This is a genomic window from Methanobrevibacter sp. (assembly GCF_045636185.1).
Lineage (GTDB): Archaea > Methanobacteriota > Methanobacteria > Methanobacteriales > Methanobacteriaceae > Methanocatella.
On record NZ_JAZTXC010000156.1, the window covers coordinates 1 to 6035 of the forward strand.

2 protein-coding genes are annotated in these 6035 nt (G+C 33.2%); both read right to left on the minus strand.

From position 1 onward, the window contains the following. Positions 1 to 126: 126 nt before the first annotated feature. On the minus strand, positions 127 to 2337 hold the full coding sequence (locus ACKI3Q_RS08670; protein ID WP_407416198.1) for a hypothetical protein: 2211 nt from the start codon (positions 2335 to 2337) through the stop codon (positions 127 to 129). A 336-nt stretch (positions 2338 to 2673) separates the two neighbouring features. Further along, complete coding sequence (locus tag ACKI3Q_RS08675; protein ID WP_407416199.1) at positions 2674 to 5847, minus strand: Ig-like domain-containing protein; 3174 nt, start codon at positions 5845 to 5847, stop codon at positions 2674 to 2676. Positions 5848 to 6035 lie beyond the last annotated feature (188 nt).

Here is a 6035-nt window from a genome sequence, read left to right on the forward strand (position 1 = left end):
TAAAAAATTAAAAAGGAAAGCATTTGCCAAAAAACTAATAAATTTAGAGGTTTATTATCTAAAAATCTATGAAGCTTAAAACTATTATTTTTTGGCAAACACTCCATTATAAACAAAAATTTTTAACTATTCTTCTTCCTCTTTATCCTTCTGACGCTTATAACCGACAAGCAACAACAGCAAAGCAACAATACAAATTAGTCCTAATTGGAGATAATCTGAAGACTTGCTAACTACATTGTCATGCTCATCAATCTCATAGGCATTAGGGTTAGCAGCACTGCTTCCACTATCACTAGGACTTGCAGCACTAATGCTTGGAGAAGCATCACCACCAACACCTGGAGCAGCATCATGATCAGAACCTAAAACAGCATCACTACTGGAATCTGTTCCATTACCTGAAACATCACCATCATGACTTCCATGACCATTTCCACGAGCATTTCCGCTACCACTATGAGAAGTACCATTTCCAACAGCACCACTGAAACCGGTACCGTTAGACAATCCATCCAATATGCGATTAATCCAAGCAAAATCACCAGTGCCACGACCACTGCCACTCCTGACATAATCCTTCAACCAATCAGGATAATAATCCTCACTCATTTCATTAATAAACCTACCATTTGTATTATTCTTAACAATAGTGCCACTAGGACTATTCACCTGTTTATTAGTAACAGCACCAGTACGATTGGAAGTAGTCCGAGTATTTAAAACATTGTTTGAAACAGTAGAATTATAAGTAGTGGAATTCTTGATATCTCCTAAAATCTTAACACCATAATTCCCATTAGTGGTGATATTATTAAACTGAATGTTATAAGTATGTTTTCCTCCAGTACTCTGAACATAACTAATACCATAAACATTGGCATTAGAAGAATAATCACCTAGATTAGTAACTATAATGGTGTTATTCAAGATATTATCACCAGTATCCTGCACCTCAATACCGCTAACCAAAGCATGCGCAACATAACCCTCAGCAGTAGCATCACCAGTGACATTGATGAAATTGCTGATAATGTCAATGAAAGTGTCACCATAGAAGTTTTCAGAATAAATACCACAATTAGGGCCATGATTGGAAGTAGTCAGATTATTGAAAACCACCTTAACATGATTTACAGGACCATTGATCTGAATAGGATAAGCAGTGCTCTGACAAGGCTTGCCCGCATTGGTAAACACAGTTATATTGTTCCTTATAACAGTTACATCCTCAAGCTTATACAAATCCAAGGCCTGAAGATAATTATCATAGCCTAAAGGAGTGATAAAATCATAACTGATGATATCATTGTTCTCAATGATTGAATAACTGCAGCCATATAAGATAACTGTATCCAATGTAGGATAGGCATTCAATTCAAGAGAATTGTAATTTACATTTGAATAAATGTAATTGTTAGACAATGTTAAATTCTCACAGAAATCACCAGCAAAGGCAGCTACAGCATCCATACTTATTTGACCATAATCCTTAGGCCCACCCCACCAGGAAACGCTTCTTAAAGGCAACTCACAACTGATGTTATTGCCATAGACTAGACTGTCATGAGTATTCCTTAAAAGAATGCCATAATTGTAACCTGTGTAGGTGGCATGGCCTTTAAAATCAATAGTATTGTTAATCAAGGACAAGCCAACAAAATCATCAAGATGCCCATCAGAATATATGCCAAAAGCGGTCTTGTTAGCAGGAGCATCATAAACGATGCTGCAATTATAGACAGTTATATTGTCTCCATAGCAGAATATGGCAGCATACTCATTATCCTCAAATTCCTTATCCAACACCATATTGATATTGGACAAGACAATGCCTGATGCCTCCAAATCAAAGACTGTATTTTTGAATAGGGAATTGTTGGAAGTGATGAAGGTATTGTTGGAACAGATCTTCAAAACACCTAAATCATCAAACAATCCATCAAAAACAAGAACCCTATCAGAATAATTGGATTTCAATACATTAGACTCATCAAAGTAATCACTAAAATTAGCTTGAGTGATTACATAAACAGAGTTGTTATTAATGTTAGAAGGGGAACCGCTACCCTTAAGCGCTCTTGAATCAGGAGAACTCTTTAACTTATCAGAACCAACTGCACTGCCAATACTATCCTCTAAAACATCACCGGAACCTTCAATATCATGCTCTAAATCAATGCCAGAACTTCCAACCATAGTGTCTTGAGATGAACATTCCAAAGAAGAATAATCAGATTCGACAAAATAATCATCTCCACCATCAATATTATCCGCACTTAGAGAGCTGTCACTTGAATCTATATCTGCTGCAGAAACAGCACATCCGCTAAGCAATAGGAATAATAATGAAAGCGAAAACAACAATAAGAATCGATTACCTTTCCAAATAAAAAATCCTCCTTTATAATTATATAAAAATAAAATTCAACAATCGAAAATTAATTTTCCCTAAATAAAACCACAGAATGCGTTTTCAAAGAGAAAAATATATGCAAATTTAAACTAATGATAAATTCTTCTTTATAGAAATTTATCTATTATTCCAACCAAAATCCATCTTTTTTGATTAGAATAAGAGATAAAATCCTTTACATCACATTCCTTTTTTTAAAAAATTAAAGGAAGAGGAAAAATGATGTATTTCATTTCCTCTCATCTAAAAAACTTTTCTTATTTTAAGGTAATTTTTGCCTTTTTGGTAATGGCTTTGTAGCTTGTGTCTCCTGCAAATTTAGCTGTAGCTGTGTATTTTCCTTTTTTATTTAATTTAACTTTAAAAGTTGCTACACCTTTAGCATTTGTTGTTGCAGTGTAAGTCTTGCCATTAACTTTAACGGTAATCTTTTTGCCTTTGATTGCTTTACCGCTAGCATCCTTAAGGGTGAAAGACACTTTTTTGGTTTTGGCTTTTACCTTAAATGTTTTTGCCTTGAATACTGCTTTAGTTGCTTGTTTGTTTACAGTGACTTTAACTGTCTTGAAGCTTGCTTTGTAGTCATTGTCTCCAAGGAAGCAGAGTGAGTAATAGTATGCTCCTGCTTTTGCTTGGTTTACAGTGATCTTAGCAATACCATTTGCATCAGTTTTAACAGTTTTGGTAACACCATTAATTGAGTAAGTAATTACTTTGTTTGCAATTGCTTTGCCGCTTGCATCCTTTAAGGTTACAGATAAGGTCTTAGCAACTTTAGCGGTAGCAGTCAAAGCACTGGCAACAATACTAGTATCCTCAAGAGTCTTGTTGACATACTCGACAATAGTGTTGTTGATTACTTCAGTTACGGTTTTGACTACGATGTAAGTGTTTAAGGTAGCAGTGGACTCTTTGTAGTTTGCATTTCCTGCGAAGCTAGCTGCAATATTCACTTTTCCGGTGAAGTCGCTGATGTTTATGGTAGTTACACCATTATCCATTTGAGAAGGAATGTTCTCCTCATTGATGACAACACTGATTTCATCAACATCAGTAATAGGGTTGCCTTCACTGTCTGTTAAGGTAATTACAAGGTTGTCTCCATCAATATCAACAGTTAAATTAGAATCAGCTCTAGATTGAGTGGTGTTAATATAAAAAGCACCATCTGCAGAAATAACATCAGAGGTCACTTCAAAATCATATGTACAATCTTCAATACTGATTAAATTTTCTACATCATTAATAAATTTAGCAACACCTTTTACAGTACAATTTTCAAATCTGCAACCATCAACTTTAATAGCACCTTCAGATAATGAGTTGGTGTAAATTAAAGAATCTGCTTCAATGTTTTTAAATGTGCAATTTTTAAACTCTACATTTTCATACTTATGACAATCAATAGCAGAACTAATACTTTCAAATATACAATCTTCAAATACAGTTAAGTCATACCCATAATTAGAAGACTCATGATCAAAATTTCTTTCAGAAGTTTCTCCGATTAATATTGATGATTGTCTAAAAGTACAATTTATAAAATATCTGTTACCAATACCATAATCAGTTTCAAGCTTTAAAGTTTTTTCAAAAATGATATTTATGAAAGTATGAGTAATGTTATTAAAAGTCATATCTGAGAATGTTAATGGTGAAAATATAGTGTTATCTTGACCAATTACGGTATAAGTTTTTCCTCTGTTAGATAAAAAATTAGAATAAGTGCCTGAAGCAACATAGATTACACCCTCACTCGCTATATCAGATGTAGCATCTGAATAAGCGAATAGTCCACCATATGCATTTTCCCAATCAAGACCAGAGACAATTTGCTCATCATCATCATCAACAGTATCTTCCCTACTTATATTTACATAAAGTTCATTTGGAGTTCCATCACTTATTAGAGTAGCACCCAAATTAGATTTTAAAATGGAATAAGATGGATTAGAAATGGTTGATGCAACATTATAAGTGTTCCCAGTTCCATTATAATGTATTGATTGTATACAATTAATAAATGTGTTATTCTCAAACAAATAATCATTTCCAGAAATCACTACTGTATCTCCAGGCCCTGTATGATTTATGAATGTATTATTGTAAATTTTACAACTTGGATCTCCAGTTGAAACATTGTGGCTACAATTTGTACAGTTCGGACAATTAGGACAACTACAATTTGTACAATTATTACAATAAGGTATATCTTCACAGATAGCAGAAATAGCAGTACCATTTGTAGCAACATTATTTATAAAATTAGAATAGCATACACTTAAATATCCTATATTTTGAACACCTATGGCTCCTCCACGGCCATTTGAATTTTTATTAGTATTATGTGTAAAGTTACATGAATCTACAGTAATGTTATAAATTGATCCTTGATAACTATAACCACAGATAGCTCCGCCTCCAGTATTAGTTGTACAATTGTTACCAGTGAAGGTAGAGTTAAATACTTCAAGTGTGCTATAAGAGAATAATGCTCCACCATTCCATCCTGCAACATTGTCAGTGAAATTAGAACCTATAATACGAGTGTTAGCAAATGTGTGAGTGTGGATTGCTCCAGCCCACCAATTAGCGACATTATGGATAAATGTGCAGTTAGTTACATTTAATTCGCCACAATTATTAATTGCTCCAGGTTCCATCCTACCAGTATTGTTTTCAAATCTACAGTTTTCAACATTCATTTGTACAGTTCCAGTAGTAGCATAATTAGTTATTGCACCAAATCCATCATTACAATTGGTGAAGTTACAGCCACTGATATTCATATATCCTTTATCATTCCAAATTACAGAAGATTTATATGCATAAGTATGGATATTATCAAAACTACAATTAATGAATTGATTTTTACCTGTTGTAGCTAATCTAAAAAGAACACTTGCATCTATATCTCTAAATGTAACATTAGTAAAAGTAATATTTAAACTACCTGTGCTTTGGAAAGGAGTTTGACTAGAACTTCCTCCTGTAATATAACTTGAAGAAGTTCCAATAATATTAGCATTATTTGCAAAATTGATAGTTTGACCTATAGTGTAAGAAGTACCAGTTAATTTAATATCATAATCAGTACCTGTTGCAGTAGCATATTCCCATAATTTATCCCAATTTTTTGCATTAACGCTAGTTGCTCTAGTTTGTTCAGAATCTGCAATTTCAGACTCTTCATTATTTTCATCAGCCTTTATACCATCATCTATTTCTTCTATATTTGTATCATCAGAAACAGTCAGCCCAGTATCATCTATTATACTAGAATCATCTATTTCCTCTTGGACTGCATCCACAACAACAGCATCATCAACAGAATCACTTACAACATCTGTTGAGATATCTTCGGCCGCACTTGCAGTTCCCATGATACAACATAGAAGAACTAAAAATATAGCCACATATTTTATCTTCAAATAAATCACCTTCTTTAATTACATATCAACCCTTTTATCATATGAAAAGAGCAAATACAGTTTTTAATAAATTCTTACAATAAAACATGAAAAAATTTACAGTTCTTTATGAAAGAACTGTGAAAAAATATATAAATTTTCATGATATTGGATAAAAACCTATTAAAATTTCGTCAAAAATTCAATTC